The sequence below is a fragment of the Mesorhizobium sp. P3_A10 genome, assembly GCF_056403175.1.
The window spans coordinates 437,157-453,130 of sequence record NZ_JBFUFZ010000004.1 but is presented as its reverse complement, the minus strand read 5'-3'; the positions used below and the strand labels follow the sequence as shown (position 1 = coordinate 453,130).

The window sequence follows — 15,974 nt, the reverse complement described above, 5'->3', positions numbered from 1 at the left end:
AAAATGCATCAGCCGCTCGTCGCAATATCGACCGACGTCCGTAAGTTCGACAATTACACCTGGCACGCCGCCCCGCAGCAATATCTCGAGGCGGCCCTTTCGGGTGCCGGCGTGTTCCCGCTTTTGGTGCCATCCTTCGGCGACCGGCTCGATTTCGATGAGCTGCTGTCGTCGGTCGACGGCGTCATGGTCACCGGCTCAAAATCCAATGTGCATCCCTCGCTCTATGGCGGCGACGCCAGCGAAGCCAACGGCCCCTACGATCCCGACCGCGATGCCACGACGCTGCCGCTGATCCGCAGGGCGATCGAGCGCGGCGTACCGCTGCTCGCCATCTGCCGCGGCATCCAGGAGCTGAACGTGGCGCTGGGCGGCACGCTGGGCACCGAGATCCAGGAGCGCGAGGGCTCGCTTGACCACCGCGCCCGGGTGAGCGACAAGCAGGATGAGCGCTTCGCCATCCACCAGACCATTTCGATCAAGCCCGGAAGCTGCCTCGCCGGCGTCTTCGGAGCTACTGAAATCAAGGTCAATTCGTTGCACCGCCAGGCGATCGATCAGCTCGGCTCGAAGCTGCAGGTCGAGGCTGTGGCCACCGACGGCACCATCGAGGCGGTGTCTGTAAGGGACGCCCGCGCGTTTGCCGTCGGCGTGCAGTGGCATCCCGAATACTGGGTCAAGTCGGACAGCGTCTCGGCAAAGATATTCCGCGCCTTCGGCGACGCGGTTCGCCTGCATGCGGTGGCGAAATCCGGGGCGCGCGCCGCCGCGGAATAACCCAAGCGTTAGAAATCAATCGTCCGTGGCAGCCAGCGACAGCAGCGGCGAGGCCGGGGTGTAGGATTCGTAGCCGTCGCCGTCGGCGACGCCGAAGGTGACGATCGGATCGACACCGTTGACGCTGAAGGCAACCGTGCCGTCATTCTGCTCGCGCCAGAATTTCGCGCGCTCGATGCCAGGCAGAAGGCGGCGGCAATTCGAGGCGACCGTCAACAAAGACAATCCGCCTGAAACTTCGGCGCCACGCCGGATGGCGCAAGCCGCTTCGTCGCCATTGGCGACCAGCCTGTAGTTGCTGGTCGGCCCTGCTTCATTGGCCGCACTTTCACTGCTGCCGCCGTGAAACAGCTGAACGCCGGCGAACAGTGCCGCGGCCGCAATCAATGCCCGAAGCATCCTCATCTTGCACTCCACGCCCCCTCGGCGCTGGATGCAGAATGGTTTCAAAAGCATTAAGCCGCCGTTAACAGGTGTGGCAGACCGCCGCTCACCTTCGTGCCTTGACCTGAGCCGTCTCCGGCACCGGCGTCACCGGCCGGCGCTCGCTAAACCAGGACACCAGATTGTCGACGCACAGATCGGCCATGGCGCGGCGCGTGTGATGCGAGGCCGAACCGACATGCGGCAGCAGCGAGGTGTTGGGCGCTTCGAGCAGTGCCTTGGGCACGTTCGGCTCGTCGGCAAAGACATCGAGGCCGGCAGCGGCGATGGTGCCGTTGGCAAGCGCTGCCGCAAGGGCTGCCTCGTCCACGGTGCTGCCGCGGCCGATGTTGACGAAGACGCCGTTGGCGCCGAGCGCCGACAGGATTTCGGCGTTGACCGCCTTTTCCGTCGAAGCGCCGCCGGGCGCCACGGAGATCAGCGTATCGACCGCTTCGGCTAGACCCTTCAGGGTCGGGTGGTAAGCGTAGGCCAGGCCTTCGACCTGGCGCCGGTTGTGATAGGCGACCGGCAAGCCAAAGGCTTCCAGCCGCCGGGCAATGGCTTGCCCGATGCGGCCCATGCCGAAGATACCGACCTTGCGACCACGCAAGGTCAACCGGCTCAGCGGATAGTTGCCCTTGCGCACCCAGCTGCCATCGCGCAGCCAGTTTTCAGCGCGCGTCAGGTCACGGATGGTGTTGATCAGCAGTCCGATCGTGGTGTCGGCGACCTCCTCGGTCAGCACATCGGGCGTGTTGGTGACCATGATGTTTTTCGCGGCCGCATGGCCGACATCGACCGAATCATAACCGACGCCGAACGAGGCGATGAGTTCGAGATTGGGCAATGCATCCATCATCGCGGCGTTGATGCCGGCGAAGGAAGCGATGCCGCGCACCTTGCTGCGCATCTCGTCGGTGACCAGCGCCGGATCGGCGCGCTCGATCCTGACCCGATTGAAGGTCCGGTCGATGCGCTCAACGGCATGGTCGTTGAAATGCCCCGGCACCAGAATGGCGACGGTCTGCAATTGGTGGGTCTTTGTCATGCACGTTCCACCGGCTTGCCGGTCGACTGACGTACATGCAGTTCCGGCTTGATCAGTTCCTGCGACGGCCGCACCGTCTGCCCGTTGAGCTTGTCGAGCAGTGCGCTGGCGGCGCGACGGCCGACCTCGCGCTGGCCATTCCAGACCGTGGTCAGCGCAGGCGTCGCGATCGCAGCCTCCTCGAGATCGTCATAGCCGGTGACGGAAATGTCGACACCCGGCACGAGGCCCGCGCGTGCGATGCCGTTCATCAGGCCGATAGCGACGAGATCATTCCAGCAGCAGGCGGCGGTTGGCCTGTCTTTCAGCGCCAAAAACTGTCCAGCCGCCTCAAATCCGGCCTGCTTGGTGCGCGGGCCGGCGATGCGCCAGGACGGCCTGACCTCCAGCCCGGCCGCCTCCATGGCGTTGACATAGCCCTGGTAGCGGTCGCGGCCGGTCGAAGTCTGGTCGGTGCCGCCGATCATGGCGATGCGCTTGTGGCCGAGCGAGATCAAATGGTTGGTGGCAAGGCCGGTGCCATAGGAATCGTCGCCGCGAAACACCGGCACATCGGCGCCTTCGACGGTGCGTGCGATCAATACCGCCGGCAGGCCGTTTTCCTCGGCCATGACGATGTCGGAAGCCGGCGTGCCGATGGCCGGCGACATGATGACGCCGTCGGCGCCGAGCTGCAAAAGCGTGTCGATAAAGGTGCGCTGCTTTTCGAGCTGGTCGTAGTGGTTGGACAGGATGAAAGTCTGCCGGCTGCGGTCGAGCTCGCTTTCGATCGAACGCAGGATCTCGGCAAAGAACGGGTTCATGATGTCATGGACGACGACGCCGACGATGCCGGAGCGCGAGGTGCGCAGGCTGGCGGCACGGCGGTTGTAGATATAGCCGATGGCGCGGGCATGCTCCTTGATGCGGTCGCGCGTCGTGCCGGCGACCAGCGGGCTGTCGCGCAACGCCAGCGAGACGGTGGCCGTGGACACGCCGAGCGCATCCGCGATCGTCGAAAGCTTGATCTTCTGTGCCAGCGACCTGTGCTCCCCGACCGGCTTAAACAGTTTAAACGCGGCCTTATGCCATCGATCGGGTGCAAATCAAAGTTTTTTTGCCAGCGCTTCCATCTCGACGTCGAGCGCGGCGCGATTGCGCACGCGCAGCCGGTGCTCGCGATGGACGATGTAGAGGCCGCTGGCGACGATGATTGCAGCGCCCAGAAGCGTCCAGCGGTCGGGGAACTGGTTGAAGAAGAACCAGCCGGAAACAATCATCCACACCATTTGCGAATAGGGATAGGGCGCGAGCGCCGTCGTGGTGGCGATGCGATAGGCCTGCACCAGCAGCCAATGGCCGATGGCGCCGAACACGCCGAGCATAAAAAGCACGACCCAGTGCCAGCCATCCTGCGGCAGCGACAGCGAAAACGGCAGTAGCGGCAAAAGCAGCACGGCCGGCGCCAGTGCCGAAAACAGGATGAGGCTCTCGGAGGTTTCGCTGGCCGACATGCGGCGCGTCATAATGACATAGAAGCAGTTCGACAGCATCGAGCAGAGCGCAAAGAGATGGCCGATGCCGAAAACGCCGACGCCGGGTCGGGTGATGATGAGGACCCCGACAAAGCCGGTCAGGATGGCCAGCCAGCGCCGCCAGCCGGCCCACTCGCCGAGCAGCGGACCGGCAAGGGCGGTGATCACCATCGGTGCGAAGAAGAAGATCGAGGTGGTTTCGGCCAGTTGCAGTGTCCGCAGCGCCAGCACGTTGAATATGGTCGATCCGAACAGGAACAGACCGCGCAGTATATGCGCCGGCAGATTGTTGGCACGAAAGCGCGACGGATCGCGCCAACCGCGCAGAAAGACGCCGACGATCAGCACGTGAACGGTGAAACGAGCCCAGGCGACGATCAGCGCCGAGACGCCGGCCAGGACAAGATATTTGCTGCTGGTGTCGAGAAAGGTGAAGCACACATAGACCGAAAGCATGCAGACGATCGCCGCCGGGGGCGTCGCGCTTTCGTCCTGTTTTTGGGGAGCACTCAAAATCGGGCCGGATGGAAGGTAAGGCGGAAACCCACCTTTGCGGGAATCGCCGCCAGCCGGCAAGCCAAAAGCGCCTGGCACAACAAGAGGCGCCGACAGGCCCGAGAGGATCAGGAAAGCATGCGGGCGCCCTTGGTGATCTTGTCGACAAGTTTCCTGTCGGCGCGCAACGCGATACCGACGACTTTGGCGTCGTCGGGTGCGAATTGCGAAAAGACGGCGCGGTTGGCGACGTCGTGGCCGGTCGAAAACATTTCCTCGACATAGAGCGAGGTTTCCACAGCGCGCTCCAGAGCCCGCCGATGGATCGCGCCAAGTGTCAGACGGTCGGCGGAAAGGACAATGACCGGCTGGATCGACAGCGGGTTGTAGATGTTGCCGGCGCGGTCGCGGTAGGGCTCGCCGATAATGTCGGGACACTGCGCGACGATGCCGCTGGTCAGGAAGGCGGTGACATTCAGTTTCTGCCAGACCGGAAGATCGTCCTGCAGCACGATTGCGAACTTCGTATCGAACATGAGAGACTTGACCAATTCGAGTTGTGAAATGAAGCGATGCCGCACGATCTAGACAGGCAGGCCCTGCAAGGTCTTGGACGTTTGTGCGTGGATGAGCGCGAAAGCTGCATTGTCGCGGCCCCTGGGCCTGCCGGCATGGAGCGTATCGAGGCGCGGTTTCACGGCAACGCCTTCGATCTCCATCGCCACGACACCTATGCGATCGGCGTGACACTGCATGGCGTGCAGAGCTTCCGCTATCGCGGCGCGACAAATCACAGCCTGCCGGGCCAGATCATCGTGCTGCATCCCGATGAATTGCACGATGGCGGCGCCGGCACCGAAGACGGGCTGCGCTACCGGATACTCTATCTGGAGCCGTCTCTCATTCTGGACTGCCTCGGCGGGGCAGCGTTGCCGTTCGTGCGCGATGCCGTGGTGATCGACCACGCCTTCTGCGCCACGCTGCTTTCGGCGCTGGGACCGCTGGACCAGGAACTGGACGAGCTGTTCGTCACCGATTTCATCTCACAGTTGACGCAAAGCCTGGCGCGGCATGCCGGCCAGCCGGCAAAACCGATCTTGAAAACCGCATGGCGCGCCGCCAGCCTGGCACGCGACTATCTCGAGGAAAACGCGGAGCAAAGCGTGCGATCGGAGGAACTGGAGGCGATCACCGGGCTCGACCGCTATGCCCTGTCGCGGCATTTCCGCGCCGCCTTCGCAACCAGCCCGCACCGCTTTCTGGTGATGCGCCGGCTGCAACGGGCGCGCCGGATGATCGAGGCCAACGAGCCGCTGGCGCAGATCGCCATCGCGGCCGGCTTCAGCGACCAGAGCCATTTCAACAGGCATTTCAAGAAGGCGTTCGGCGTCACGCCGGGACGCTGGTCGGCCCTGATCCACGGGCCAGCGAAAGCGGCCGCCTGATACCGAGATCAGTCGTCGACGTCGACCTCGTCGTCGATGAGCACCATTTCCTCGTTGGAAAGGTTTGCCTCGATGCGGGCCAGCAGCTTGAACAGCGCCTTCTGGTCCTTCTTGTCGAGGCCCTTCAGCGCCTGCTTCTCGGTCTTCTTCACCGATTTCTCGATGGCGTGGATGATGTCGCGGCCGGTCTCGGTGAGGAAGATGTGGGCCTGGCGGGCATCCGCCGAGGAGGCGCGCTTTTCCAGAAAACCCTGCGCCTGCAGCCGGTTGATGGTCTTGGTGATGGTCGGCGGGCGCACGCCGAGACGGCCGGCGAGATTGCCGGGCGTCTGGCCATCCTCGCGGTCGAGCGCCAGCATGATCTGGTCCTGCCCGGCGTAGAAGCCGTGCGCCAGAAGCCGTGCGGCAAGTGCCGTACGCGCCAGTCGCGCCGCCGAATGCAGCCGGCTCATTGTCGCAGTCTTGTCCGCCTTGGCCATGGTCATCCCTCTTCGGCCGAACCGGTGCGGGCAGCATAGACCCAGCCGCCCGGTTGGCAATGACGATCAAAAAAGATTCCGGCTTTGCAAAACAGCTTTGCCGGCAAGCATTGCGGTGTCCGCCGAGGTGAATGCCAGATGTTTATTTCAGTTAGATGACAAACGACTTTTCGGCGCGAGGGTTCTTTCAGCGGGACCCCTGATGCGCAAAACGAGGCCGCTCAACCGGCCTTCACCGCGATGACCAACAGCGCCTGATAGGCGTCCGCCACTTCGCGCAGCGCCGCCTGTGACAGCGGCCCGGCCTGCCGAGCGATGCCGTCGCGTGCGTTCGACGTGTCGCGCTTGCCGGGGCGGTCATTGTAGGGGGCGACCGTGGTGAAGATTTGCTCACTGAGGCTGTCGGGGAAGAACAGCTGACCGGTCATCACCGAATTGTCGTTGGGGAAGACCTTGAAATGAATGTGGGTGGTGCGGCCGTGATACCAGCCGGGATAGATGGTGGCGAAGGAGACGATGCCGCTGGCGTCCGTCTTCTGCCAGCCCCGCAGAAAGCTCTGGCCGGAGGTGTCGACATCCTGGCCATCGCCTTGCCCGGGATAGCCGGAGTAGGCGCCTTGCGCGTCGCAATGCCAGATGTCGACGCGGGCGCCGGCAAGCGGGCGACAGGTGGCATCGACGATTTGCAGCCGCACATTGAGGGCAACGCCCTTTTTGCCTTCGGTGACATCGGCGCGTTCGAGCTTCGGGTCGAAGTAGAACGGCCCCTCGGTCACTTCAGGGGTAATCGCGCACACCCCGGCGCCGTCGTCGAACAGAGCGAGCCCGGCATAGGGCGAAGCCTGCGCCGCCCTTGCGGCGGCCGGTAGGAAGACACCGCCGCCAGCGGTTACGGCGATCAGGCCGAGCGCCCGGCGCCGGCTTAGCACGAAGGGGGATGACTTGTCGGGCATAGCACGCCTCTTCAATTCAATTCGAGCAGCCTCCCGCGTCGATATCTAGGCGGCTTGATCGGCCGGCGCCAATGACAATTCGGTAAGGTCGGCAGGCTCATTGGCCCATTGGTTTGCCACGTGCAAAACCGGCAGGGGCATCCTATATGGAACCAACAATCCTTTTCGAGGCCCGTCGCGGCCCAAATTCTTCGAGGCATGACATGAGCGATGCACAGACGCAGATCCCTGTAACCGTTCTCACCGGCTATCTCGGCGCTGGCAAGACGACGCTGCTCAACCGCATCCTCTCGGAAAACCACGGCAAGCGCTACGCCGTCATCGTCAATGAGTTCGGCGAGATCGGCATCGACAACGAGCTGATCGTGGAATCCGACGAGGAAATCTACGAAATGAACAATGGCTGCGTCTGCTGCACCGTGCGCGGCGACCTGATCCGAGTCGTCGAGGGCCTGATGCGCCGCCCCGGCCGCTTCGACGCCATCGTTGTCGAGACCACTGGGCTCGCCGATCCGGTGCCGGTGGCGCAGACCTTCTTTATGGACGACTACGTGCGCTCCAAGACCAGGCTCGACGCGGTGGTGGCGCTGGTCGACGCCAAGCATCTGCCGCTGCGGCTGAAGGATTCGCGCGAAGCCGAAGACCAGATCGCGTTTGCCGACGTCATCGTTCTCAACAAGACCGATCTGGTGACGCCGGAAGAGCTCGCCAAGGTCGAGGCGACGATCCGCGCCATCAACCCGGCAGCGAGGATCCATCGCACCACGCGCGCCGGCGTGGCGCTGACCGAGGTGCTCGACCGTGGCGCCTTCGATCTTTCCAGGGCGCTGGAGAACGACCCACATTTCCTCGAGGCGCATGACGAGCACGATCACGATCATCATGACCATGACCACGATCATCACCACCATGATCATGACGGGCACGACCATGATCACGATGGGCACCATCATCACGCGCACCCGTCCGACATTCATGACGTGACGGTGCAATCGGTGTCGCTGCGCGGCGGCGAGATGGACCCGAAGAAGTTCTTTCCCTGGATCGAGAAGATCACCCAGATGGAAGGCCCGAACATCCTGCGGCTGAAGGGCATCATTGCGCTCAAGGGCGATGATGAGCGCTATGTCATCCAGGGCGTGCACATGATCATCGAAGGCGACCACCAGCGCGCCTGGAAAGATGGCGAGAAGCATGAGAGCCGGCTGGTGTTCATCGGCCGCGAGCTCGACGCCGAGCGGCTGAAGAAGAGCTTTGACGCCTGCCAGGCGGCTTGATTGTGAGGCACTAGCGCCCGGCAATCCCGTTTCTGCGTCGCAACTCCTGTTTGACGGTTGGCGCTGCCCCTCATCCGCCTGCCGGCACCTTCTCCCCGTATAGTGACGGGGAGAAGAAGGCTGGCCGCAGCGCCGGCGCCTATTCTGCAGCGCTGGTGATTGGCGAAACCATCCGCGACAGCTGCCTTTCTCCCTGTCACTATACGGGGAGAAATGTCCCGCAGGACAATGAGGGGCAGCGCCATCATTGGCGATCCGAGACAAGCGATTGCTCCGACTTGGCGACCCTCACGGTTGCCGGAACTGCAAACGTCGAGTAAGCCGCCCAGATGCCTCCGCACTCTCATCCAGCTGAACAAAGATAGCCATGCCCACAGTCGCCCCCCTCGATCTCGATGGCCATTGCGTCGCCGCCGTCTTCCTCGACAACGTGCCGCATTTTGCGCTGGCCGACGGCGCCGTGCATCGGCTCGACCATGGTCACAAGACCATCCAGGCCAATGACGGGCTGCTCGCTGCCTTTCACGACGCGGCCAACGATCGGCTGATCACCGGCGGCGAGGATGGGAAGGTTTTCGCCGTCACCGCAGGCGGCAATGCCAGCGAACTGGCGACGGCCGGCAAAAAGTGGATCACCAGCGTCGCCGCCGGACCGCAAGGTGCCATCGCCTATGCCTCGGGCAAGACCGCCTTCGTGCGCTTTGCCGATGGCCGGACAAAAGAGTTTGCGCATCCGCGCTCGGTCGAGGGGCTGGCGTTTTCGCCCAAGGGCATGCGTTTTGGCGTCGCCCGCTACAATGGCGCGACGTTGCATTTCCCGGCGGCCGAGGGAAAGCCGGTCGAGCTCGAATGGGCCGGCGCCCATACCGGCATGACCTTCTCGCCGGACGGCGCCTTCGTCGTCACCACCATGCAGGAAAACGCGCTGCATGGCTGGAAGCTCGCCGACGGCAAGCACATGCGCATGACCGGCTATCCCGGCAAGGTGAAAAGCCTGTCTTGGAGCGCCAAGGGCAAATGGCTGGCGAGTTCCGGCGCGCCGGCGGCGATCGTCTGGCCGTTTTCGGGCAAGGACGGGCCGATGGGCAAGGCGCCGCTGGAGCTCGGCACGCGCGGCAACGCCATGGTGACCGCGGTCGCCTGCCATCCGAGCCAGGATGTCGTGGCCGTCGGCTATGATGACGGCATGGTGATGGCGGTGCGTTTTGCCGATGCCAAGGAGGTGCTTTTGCGCCGGCCGGGCAAGGGCGCCATCACCGCGATGATGTGGGACAAGGAAGAGCGCCGCGTCGCCTTCGGCAGTGCCACCGGCGACTGCGGCGTCATCGACATTTCGGCCTGAACTTACCGGGCAGGCGCGACCAGCCGGGCAGGCTTTCGCCGCAGCGACAGCCCGTCGCGCATGTTGAGCGACAAAAGCGTGATGTTGACGGCACCGGCCGTCAGTTCGATCGCCTGGACGATCGTGAACAAGGTGTCGAAGCGACCGGCATCGGCGAGGCTGCTGAGCAGGTAGGCCGAGGGCACCAGCACCAGCAGCCCGTTGGCGGCGATGATGCGCATGCGCTGCTTCTTGCGCGCGACGACCGGGCTTTTCCAGCCCTTGCCGAGCGAGAAACCGGACGCCCCGGCGACGATCATCGCCGGAATGAGCACCGCCATGCCGGCCAGCACCCAGCTTTTGACCATGGCAATCGCGGCCTCGTCGCCGAGCAGTTCAACTGTCGCCGTCGACAGCCAGAAGGCCGAAACCGTGAGGAGCGCGACGGCGCCCGCCGCTGCGTGAACCAAGGTTTTCATTTTTATCTCCATCTCTATCTACATAGCAAGCTATATATCATTGCATAGCATGCTATTCAACGGATATGTTGCGGACATGGCATTTCAGAAAGAGCGATCCGCCGGATTCCTGGCCAACCACATGGCGCGATTGTTCGCCAACCGGCTGCAACAGCGCATCCGGCCGCTGGGGCTGGCGCCGGCGCAGTTCATGACGCTGCTGGCGTTGTGGGATGAAGATGGCCTGACGCAACGCGAACTCGTGCAGCGGCTTAGCGTCGAGCAGGCGACGATGGCCAACACGCTGATCCGCATGGAGCGCGACGGGCTGATCGAACGACGCTCACACCCCGAAGACGGGCGCTCGCAGTCGATCCATCTCACCCCGAAAGCCATTGGCCTGCGCGAACCCGCGACGCAGGCGGCGCGTTTGCAGAACGAGGCAGCACTAGCCGGCTTCAGCGAGGAGGAGCGGCTGCTGTTTCTCGACCTGATGCGGCGCGCCATCGCCTCGATGCAGGCAGACTGATTTCCGATCGAGAAGAGCTATTCGGCGCCGCAGGATACTTTGCCGGTGACTTCAACCGGCTTGCCGTCCTGGTCCGTATCCGCCGCGGCGTCGTAGATGGCGAGGGTATAAAGCCCGTCATAGACGCCCTCATCACTGGTCTTGGTCAGGATCGTCAGTTCGACCGAGTTGATGCGCTGCGCGACCTCGTGCTCGTGGTAGATGTTCAGCCGCAATTCCTTGTCGTCGAGCCAGTACTGCGTCAGGTTGGAATCCTCGAACACGGTCTTGCGCAGGCTGTCGCCGGCAGGCCTGCCGAGAATTTCCAGATCGCCGCGAAAATTGAAGGTCGGCCCGCCCATGCCCCTGGTGACACCGGCTTCGACCTGGAATATTGCCGCCGCATCCTCGGTGGTGCACCAGATACCGCCACTCGCAAAGGCCGCGCCGGTCGACATAAGCAGTGCCGCAGTGCAGATGATCGCCCGCATTTTTTCTCCCCCAAAGACCTAAGCCCAACCACATTGATGCCAGTCCGCGCCCTGAGGTCAAGCGCTGGCTGCATCTGCCGTGGCGGCTGAACCAATGCAGGGCGGCCAGGCGGCCAATTGCGGTTGCGGACCGCTGACGTCTACAGTGCCGGGCGAGAGGGTTCTTCATGCATTCAATCGACCATTCAACGACTTCCATTGGCGGCGTCAGCCCCGCCCGCATCGCGAAGTTGCGTGAGGCGGAGGCCTCCGTCTTCCGCAAGGCACGGCCGAAATCGCAAGCCAAGGTCGGCAACGGCCTGCCCGGCTTCTTCGGCGGTGTGCCGATGCACTGGATGAACGACTGGCCGACGCCGTTTCCGATTCTGGTCGACAGCGCCAAGGGCGCCACCATCACCGACATCGACGGCAACAAGCTCGACGATTTCTGCCTCGGCGACACCGGTTCTATGTTCGGCCATTCGCCGCTGCCGGTGGCGCGTGCCATACGCCGCCAAGCCAGGCGCGGCCTGACCTACATGTTGCCTTCCGAGGATGCGCTGGCCATCGGCCCGTTGCTGCAGCAGCGTTTCGGCCTGCCCTTCTGGCAGATCGCGACGACGGCGACCGACGCCAATCGTTTTGCGCTGCGCGTCGCCCGCGCGGTCACATCAAGGGAAAAGATCCTGGTGTTCAACGGCTGCTATCACGGCTCGGTCGACGAGACGATGGTGCGGCTGGTCGACGGCAAAGCTGTCAACCGGCCGGGACTGGCGGGCGAGTTTCGCGACCTGACCAAGACCGCAAAGGTTATCGAATTCAACGATATAGCAGCACTCGAAGCAGCACTCGCGGACCGCGACGTCGCCTGCGTCATCGCCGAGCCGGTGCTGACCAATTCCTGCATGGTGCTGCCCGATTCCGGCTTCCACGACGCACTGCGGCGTCTCACCCGCGCGACCGGCACGCTGCTTTTGATCGACGAGACGCATACGATCTCGACCGGCCCCGGCGGCTACACAAAAAGATACGGGCTGGAGCCGGACTTTTTCGTGCTGGGCAAGCCGATCGCCGGCGGTGTGCCGGCCAGTGTATGGGGCATGAGCGACGACGTCGCCACGCGCTATGCCGCCTACAACAGGACCAAGGAGCCGGGCTATTCCGGCATGGGCACGACGCTGTCGGCCAACCCGCTGCAGTTCGCGGCGATGCGCGCGGCGCTCGAAGAGGTGATGACGCAAGAGAACTATGAGCGGATGGACCATCTGGCGCGGCGGCTCGACGCCGGGCTGACCGGCGTCATCGACCGCTACCGCCTGCCCTGGCATGTTTCCCGGGTCGGCGCGCGCGTCGAGTTCATCTGCGCGCCCGGCCCGCTCAGGAATGGCGGTGAGGCGGAAGCCGCGCACGCGCCCGAACTCGAAGCCGCGATCCATGTCGCGCTGGTCAATCAAGGCGTGCTGATCGCGCCCTTCCACAACATGATGCTGATCTCGCCAGCGACCACCGGCGCCCAGGTCAACCGGTTGATCACCGCCTTCGCAGCGGTTGCGGCAAGGCTTGCGGCATGAGACAAGCGCGCATGCCGACCCCAACAGCGACCTCACCTTCGGGCTCGACGCCCAGCGAAGCCAAAGCCTTCCTCGCCGCGCATCCTGAAATCGAGGCCTTCGACATCGTGCTGACCGACGCCAATGGCGTCGGCCGCGGCAAGATCGTGCGCCGGCACGAATTGATGAGCATTTTCGAGGGCGGCCGGCATATGCCGATCTCGATCCTCGGCCTCGACATCACCGGTGAGGACGTACACGAGACCGGCTTGATCTGGACGACCGGCGACGGCGACCTCAGGGCATGGCCGATCCCCGGCACGCTGGTGCCGCTGTTTGGCACGCAGCCGCCGCGCGGGCAACTGCTGATGGCGATGTACATGCTCGACGGCCGGCCGATGTCTTCCGACCCGCGGCTGGCGCTGGCCCGCCAGGTGGACATACTGGCGGCCAAGGGTCTCTATCCCGCCGGCGCTTTCGAGCTCGAATTTTTTCTTCTGGCCAACGAACGCGACGCTGACGGCAAGGTGAAGCCGGCGGACGCCGTGCTCGACGGCCGCGTCTCGGGCAAGACCGAGGTCTACTCCGTCGACCATCTGCACGGCATGGAACCGCTGTTTTCCGACATCTATGCCGCCGCCAAGGCACAAGGCATCCCGGCAGAAACGGTCATTTCCGAATATGCGCCCGGCCAGTACGAGCTGACATTGAACTATCGCAAGGACGTCATGCGGGCGGCCGACGACCTTGTCATGCTGAAGCGGCTGGTGCGGGCACAGGCGCGCCGCCATGGCGTCACCGCTTGCTTCATGGCCAAGCCGATCGAGAAGTATGCCGGATCCGGCATGCATTTCCATGTCTCGCTGCAGGATAAAGCCGGCCGGAACGTGTTTGCCGAAGCCGGCGGCGAAAGCTGGTCGCTGCCATTGCTGCAGGGGCTCGGCGGCCTGATCCAGACCATGGCCGAATCGATGCTGGTGTTTGCGCCGCATGCCAATTCATGGCGGCGCTTCGTTTCGCAATCCTACGCGCCGGTGGCGCCGACCTGGGGCGTCAACAACCGTTCGGTGGCGCTGCGCGTTCCGGCGGGCGATACGAAAAACCGGCGCATCGAGCATCGGCCGTCGGGCGTCGACGCCAATCCCTATCTGATCGCGGCGACGGTACTGGCCGGCATCGTCAAAGGTCTCGACGAAGGTCTCGACCCCGGACCCGAAACCACCGGCAATGGCTATGAATCGGCAATCACCCGCACGACCATGCCGGTGGACTGGCGCGCCGCGATCGAAGCGGCAAGGGCGTCGACCTTCCTGAAAGGCGCGCTCGGCGAAGACCTGCACCGGACGTTTGTTGCGATCAAGCAATCCGAATATCTGCGCGTCGCGCGCACGGTCAGCGAGCTGGACTATCACCTCTATCTGCACGAGGTGTAGGCGGTCCGTCGGCACAAGTTCAGCGAATCAGGATCGCCCTGAGATCGTTGACATTCGTGCCAGTCGGGCCTGGCACGAAAAGATCGCCGACGGCATTGAAGGCCGTCCAGGCGTTGTTGCCGGCCAGCATAGCCTTGGCATCGACGCCGGCCACGCGCATGCGCGACACCGTCGAACCGTCGGCGAAGGCGCCGGCATTGTCCTCCGAACCGTCAATGCCGTCAGTGTCTGCGGCCAGCGCATGGATGCCTTGTGTGCCGCTGATGCCGACGGCGAAGGCGAGCAGGAATTCCGAGTTGCGGCCGCCCTTGCCTTTGGCACGAAGCGTCACCGTGGTTTCGCCCCCGGAGAGGATCAGCACTGGCTTCTGGAACGGCCGGTTGCGCGTCGCCACTTCGCGCGCGATCGCCGCATGGATGCCACCGACCTCGCGCGCTTCGCCCTCGATGGAATCGGAGAGGATGACGGCTTCGATGCCTTGACGTTTGGCTTCGGCAGCTGCCGCCTCCAACGACACGCCGGCCGAAGCGATCAGATGCACTTCATTGCGAGCAAAGCGCGGATCGTCCTGCTGAGGCGCATCGGCAGCCGGCGAATTGACATGCGCCATGACTGAAGCCGGCAGCTTCATGCCATAGGCAGCGATCGACGCCAGCGCGTCCGCGCGGCTGCCGGTGTCGGGAACGGTCGGGCCGGAGGCAACCAGCGCCGGATTGTCGCCGGGAATATCCGAGACGACCAGCGACACCACTCTGGCCGGATATGCTGCAGCCGCCAGCCGGCCGCCCTTGATGGTGGAGACATGCTTGCGGATGGTGTTCATCGCCGCAATCGGCGCGCCGGAAGCGAGCAGCGCCTCGTTGACGGCGATCTCGTCGGCAAGCGTCAGGCTGCCAGCGGGTGACGGCAGCAGCGCCGAGCCCCCGCCGGAAATCAGCGCCACCACCAGATCGTCCGCGGTCAGCCCCCGCACCTTGGCGAGCAGCCGCCGCGACGCTTCGAGGCCGGCGGCGTCCGGCACCGGATGCGCCGCCTCGATGATCTCGATGCGCTCGCATTTGGCGCCATAGCCGTAGCGGGTGACGACCAACCCTTCGATCGACCCGTCCCACACCTTCTCGAAAGCCGCCGCCATCTGCGCCGAGCCTTTGCCGGCACCGATGACGATGGTGCGGCCCCTTGGCTTTGCCGGCAAATGATCCCTGATGGTTCTTTGGGGATCGGCGGCAGCCACGGCGGCATTGAAGATCGAAATGAGGAACGGCTTGGGCTCTGTCATTTGGCTTCCGGCGGCAGTGTCAACTCGGCAGCGTCAAGGCGCAGGTAGTTGCAGATCGCTTCGACGACGACGCCATGGTCGTCACGCTCCGGCAGGCCGGAGACCGTAATCGCGCCGATGACGCCGGCGCCCTTGACATTTATGGGAAAACCGCCGCCGGCCAGCACATAGTCTGATATATCCAGCGCCTCGCCGACCTTGAAGGTGCGGTCCGGGCGCTGCTGCTCCAGCACCATCCGATAGGTGCTTTTGAGAAACCGTTTCACCACATTGATCTTGCGCCGCGCCCAGTCCGGATTGGAGGCGTTGGAGCCCGGCATCGCTGCGTAAAACAGCGGCCGGTCGAAAGTCCTGATATCGACGATGATGGGGAAGTTTTCGGCCAGCGCGCGGTCGCGGATGGCCGAGCCGATCTTGAAGGCGACAGCCTCGTCAAAGGCCGGGAAGATCAGCGCCTCTTCCTGTTTCTGGATCAGAGCAATGTCGTCCGCAGCGGCCATTTTCTTTCTCCGAAAATCGTCACCCGTCGTTTGTACGACAA

18 protein-coding genes are annotated in these 15,974 nt (G+C 63.8%); 7 read left to right on the top strand and 11 right to left on the bottom strand.

Features of this window, described 5'->3' with window-relative positions; translation table 11 throughout:
• Positions 1 to 3 precede the first annotated feature (3 nt).
• Complete coding sequence (locus AC1DXU_RS18950) at positions 4 to 777, top strand: gamma-glutamyl-gamma-aminobutyrate hydrolase family protein (RefSeq protein ID WP_477371414.1); 774 nt, start codon at positions 4 to 6, stop codon at positions 775 to 777.
• A 15-nt stretch (positions 778 to 792) separates the two neighbouring features.
• Here the strand turns inward: AC1DXU_RS18950 and AC1DXU_RS18945 are convergent, their stop codons facing one another.
• The 5 genes from AC1DXU_RS18945 to AC1DXU_RS18925 all read right to left on the bottom strand — a co-directional run bounded on the left by AC1DXU_RS18945 (position 793) and on the right by AC1DXU_RS18925 (position 4,796).
• Positions 793 to 1,182, bottom strand: a complete 390-nt coding sequence (locus AC1DXU_RS18945; RefSeq protein ID WP_477371412.1) for a hypothetical protein — start codon at positions 1,180 to 1,182, stop codon at positions 793 to 795.
• An 85-nt stretch (positions 1,183 to 1,267) separates the two neighbouring features.
• Entirely contained in the window at positions 1,268 to 2,251 is a 984-nt protein-coding gene (locus tag AC1DXU_RS18940; RefSeq protein ID WP_477371409.1) for a 2-hydroxyacid dehydrogenase, read from the bottom strand.
• Positions 2,248 to 3,270: a LacI family DNA-binding transcriptional regulator gene (locus tag AC1DXU_RS18935; RefSeq protein WP_127259551.1), complete on the bottom strand. Its 1,023-nt coding sequence runs from the start codon at positions 3,268 to 3,270 to the stop codon at positions 2,248 to 2,250. The genes AC1DXU_RS18940 and AC1DXU_RS18935 overlap by 4 nt, the downstream gene beginning before the upstream one ends.
• Before the next feature lie 66 nt (positions 3,271 to 3,336).
• Entirely contained in the window at positions 3,337 to 4,221 is an 885-nt protein-coding gene (locus AC1DXU_RS18930) for a DMT family transporter (RefSeq protein ID WP_477371406.1), read from the bottom strand.
• A 167-nt stretch (positions 4,222 to 4,388) separates the two neighbouring features.
• Complete coding sequence (locus tag AC1DXU_RS18925; RefSeq protein WP_477371403.1) at positions 4,389 to 4,796, bottom strand: DUF2000 family protein; 408 nt, start codon at positions 4,794 to 4,796, stop codon at positions 4,389 to 4,391.
• A gap of 36 nt (positions 4,797 to 4,832) precedes the next feature.
• On the opposite strand from AC1DXU_RS18925, the gene AC1DXU_RS18920 reads away from it, so the two are divergent.
• Positions 4,833 to 5,705, top strand: coding sequence for an AraC family transcriptional regulator (locus AC1DXU_RS18920; protein WP_477371400.1), 873 nt, complete (start codon positions 4,833 to 4,835; stop codon positions 5,703 to 5,705).
• Between the two features lie 8 nt (positions 5,706 to 5,713).
• Here AC1DXU_RS18920 and AC1DXU_RS18915 read toward each other — a convergent pair whose 3' ends face one another.
• Positions 5,714 to 6,184: a MarR family winged helix-turn-helix transcriptional regulator gene (locus tag AC1DXU_RS18915; protein WP_477311196.1), complete on the bottom strand. Its 471-nt coding sequence runs from the start codon at positions 6,182 to 6,184 to the stop codon at positions 5,714 to 5,716.
• A gap of 221 nt (positions 6,185 to 6,405) precedes the next feature.
• Positions 6,406 to 7,137, bottom strand: coding sequence for an intradiol ring-cleavage dioxygenase (locus tag AC1DXU_RS18910; protein WP_477371398.1), 732 nt, complete (start codon positions 7,135 to 7,137; stop codon positions 6,406 to 6,408).
• A 203-nt stretch (positions 7,138 to 7,340) separates the two neighbouring features.
• On the opposite strand from AC1DXU_RS18910, the gene AC1DXU_RS18905 reads away from it, so the two are divergent.
• Both AC1DXU_RS18905 and AC1DXU_RS18900 read left to right on the top strand, forming a co-directional pair.
• On the top strand, positions 7,341 to 8,414 hold the full coding sequence (locus AC1DXU_RS18905; protein ID WP_477371395.1) for a CobW family GTP-binding protein: 1,074 nt from the start codon (positions 7,341 to 7,343) through the stop codon (positions 8,412 to 8,414).
• 367 nt (positions 8,415 to 8,781) lie between these two features.
• Positions 8,782 to 9,756: a WD40 repeat domain-containing protein gene (locus tag AC1DXU_RS18900; RefSeq protein WP_477371391.1), complete on the top strand. Its 975-nt coding sequence runs from the start codon at positions 8,782 to 8,784 to the stop codon at positions 9,754 to 9,756.
• A gap of 2 nt (positions 9,757 to 9,758) precedes the next feature.
• On the opposite strand, the gene AC1DXU_RS18895 is transcribed toward AC1DXU_RS18900, so the two are convergent.
• A complete protein-coding gene (locus AC1DXU_RS18895) occupies positions 9,759 to 10,214 on the bottom strand; it encodes a hypothetical protein (RefSeq protein ID WP_477371388.1) in 456 nt (151 codons plus the stop codon).
• A 76-nt stretch (positions 10,215 to 10,290) separates the two neighbouring features.
• Here AC1DXU_RS18895 and AC1DXU_RS18890 point away from each other — a divergent pair, with 76 nt between their 5' ends.
• Positions 10,291 to 10,722 carry a MarR family winged helix-turn-helix transcriptional regulator gene (locus tag AC1DXU_RS18890; RefSeq protein WP_477371385.1) on the top strand — a complete coding sequence of 144 codons (432 nt, stop codon included), beginning with the start codon at positions 10,291 to 10,293 and terminating at the stop codon, positions 10,720 to 10,722.
• Between the two features lie 17 nt (positions 10,723 to 10,739).
• Here AC1DXU_RS18890 and AC1DXU_RS18885 read toward each other — a convergent pair whose 3' ends face one another.
• Positions 10,740 to 11,192, bottom strand: a complete 453-nt coding sequence (locus tag AC1DXU_RS18885; RefSeq protein WP_477371382.1) for a hypothetical protein — start codon at positions 11,190 to 11,192, stop codon at positions 10,740 to 10,742.
• Positions 11,193 to 11,359: 167 nt separating this feature from the next.
• Between AC1DXU_RS18885 and AC1DXU_RS18880 the strand changes: the two genes are divergently transcribed.
• Positions 11,360 to 12,742: an aspartate aminotransferase family protein gene (locus tag AC1DXU_RS18880; RefSeq protein WP_477371379.1), complete on the top strand. Its 1,383-nt coding sequence runs from the start codon at positions 11,360 to 11,362 to the stop codon at positions 12,740 to 12,742.
• Positions 12,739 to 14,154 carry a glutamine synthetase family protein gene (locus AC1DXU_RS18875; RefSeq protein WP_477371375.1) on the top strand — a complete coding sequence of 472 codons (1,416 nt, stop codon included), beginning with the start codon at positions 12,739 to 12,741 and terminating at the stop codon, positions 14,152 to 14,154. The genes AC1DXU_RS18880 and AC1DXU_RS18875 overlap by 4 nt, the downstream gene beginning before the upstream one ends.
• 19 nt (positions 14,155 to 14,173) lie before the next feature.
• Here AC1DXU_RS18875 and AC1DXU_RS18870 read toward each other — a convergent pair whose 3' ends face one another.
• Together AC1DXU_RS18870 and AC1DXU_RS18865 are read right to left on the bottom strand one after the other, a co-directional pair.
• On the bottom strand, positions 14,174 to 15,433 hold the full coding sequence (locus AC1DXU_RS18870) for a glycerate kinase type-2 family protein (protein ID WP_477371372.1): 1,260 nt from the start codon (positions 15,431 to 15,433) through the stop codon (positions 14,174 to 14,176).
• On the bottom strand, positions 15,430 to 15,933 hold the full coding sequence (locus AC1DXU_RS18865) for a heme-degrading domain-containing protein (RefSeq protein ID WP_477371369.1): 504 nt from the start codon (positions 15,931 to 15,933) through the stop codon (positions 15,430 to 15,432). Before AC1DXU_RS18865 ends, AC1DXU_RS18870 begins: the two co-directional genes overlap by 4 nt.
• Positions 15,934 to 15,974: the final 41 nt, after the last annotated feature.

Bases quoted from the DNA above. Each gene is read 5' to 3' on its own strand.
- AC1DXU_RS18950 (WP_477371414.1), top strand. From the start codon at position 4: ATGCATCAGCCGCTCGTCGCAATATCGACCGACGTCCGTAAGTTCGAC.
- AC1DXU_RS18945 (WP_477371412.1), bottom strand. From the start codon at position 1,182: ATGAGGATGCTTCGGGCATTGATTGCGGCCGCGGCACTGTTCGCCGGC.
- AC1DXU_RS18940 (WP_477371409.1), bottom strand. From the start codon at position 2,251: ATGACAAAGACCCACCAATTGCAGACCGTCGCCATTCTGGTGCCGGGG.
- AC1DXU_RS18930 (WP_477371406.1), bottom strand. From the start codon at position 4,221: ATGCTTTCGGTCTATGTGTGCTTCACCTTTCTCGACACCAGCAGCAAA.
- AC1DXU_RS18925 (WP_477371403.1), bottom strand. From the start codon at position 4,796: ATGTTCGATACGAAGTTCGCAATCGTGCTGCAGGACGATCTTCCGGTC.
- AC1DXU_RS18920 (WP_477371400.1), top strand. From the start codon at position 4,833: ATGCCGCACGATCTAGACAGGCAGGCCCTGCAAGGTCTTGGACGTTTG.
- AC1DXU_RS18915 (WP_477311196.1), bottom strand. From the start codon at position 6,184: ATGGCCAAGGCGGACAAGACTGCGACAATGAGCCGGCTGCATTCGGCG.
- AC1DXU_RS18910 (WP_477371398.1), bottom strand. From the start codon at position 7,137: ATGCCCGACAAGTCATCCCCCTTCGTGCTAAGCCGGCGCCGGGCGCTC.
- AC1DXU_RS18905 (WP_477371395.1), top strand. From the start codon at position 7,341: ATGAGCGATGCACAGACGCAGATCCCTGTAACCGTTCTCACCGGCTAT.
- AC1DXU_RS18900 (WP_477371391.1), top strand. From the start codon at position 8,782: ATGCCCACAGTCGCCCCCCTCGATCTCGATGGCCATTGCGTCGCCGCC.
- AC1DXU_RS18895 (WP_477371388.1), bottom strand. From the start codon at position 10,214: ATGAAAACCTTGGTTCACGCAGCGGCGGGCGCCGTCGCGCTCCTCACG.
- AC1DXU_RS18890 (WP_477371385.1), top strand. From the start codon at position 10,291: ATGGCATTTCAGAAAGAGCGATCCGCCGGATTCCTGGCCAACCACATG.
- AC1DXU_RS18885 (WP_477371382.1), bottom strand. From the start codon at position 11,192: ATGCGGGCGATCATCTGCACTGCGGCACTGCTTATGTCGACCGGCGCG.
- AC1DXU_RS18880 (WP_477371379.1), top strand. From the start codon at position 11,360: ATGCATTCAATCGACCATTCAACGACTTCCATTGGCGGCGTCAGCCCC.
- AC1DXU_RS18875 (WP_477371375.1), top strand. From the start codon at position 12,739: ATGAGACAAGCGCGCATGCCGACCCCAACAGCGACCTCACCTTCGGGC.
- AC1DXU_RS18870 (WP_477371372.1), bottom strand. From the start codon at position 15,433: ATGACAGAGCCCAAGCCGTTCCTCATTTCGATCTTCAATGCCGCCGTG.
- AC1DXU_RS18865 (WP_477371369.1), bottom strand. From the start codon at position 15,933: ATGGCCGCTGCGGACGACATTGCTCTGATCCAGAAACAGGAAGAGGCG.